The following is a 220-nucleotide window of genomic DNA, read 5'->3' on the forward strand; positions in this document are numbered from 1 at the left end:
TGCGCCTCCCTTGAAATGGACCGGAAAGCACTTTGGTGTCTGGGTCTTGGATTTGTTCTGGAGCGTGCACTTTCCGGTTGGGCTGTTGCAACTTTCCCCATTGCCAAAAATACGTACATACGCGAATCAAGGCAAATGCACCGCAGTGGGGATCTTTGAGGATTTCCTGTTTTTTGGCCGCATCGGCATAGCTCGCCAATGCATCGCAGGTATCCGCATA

The 220-nt window shown here is 51.4% G+C and carries 1 protein-coding gene; it reads right to left on the reverse strand.

Features of this window, described 5'->3' with window-relative positions; genetic code table 11:
- On the reverse strand, positions 1–220 hold a 220-nt coding region (locus tag H6B10_RS18390; protein WP_243427452.1), incomplete at both ends, for an adenosylcobinamide-GDP ribazoletransferase.

The organism is Gemmiger formicilis, assembly GCF_016901605.1.
In the GTDB taxonomy this organism is placed as follows: Bacteria; Bacillota; Clostridia; order Oscillospirales; family Ruminococcaceae; genus Gemmiger; species Gemmiger formicilis_B.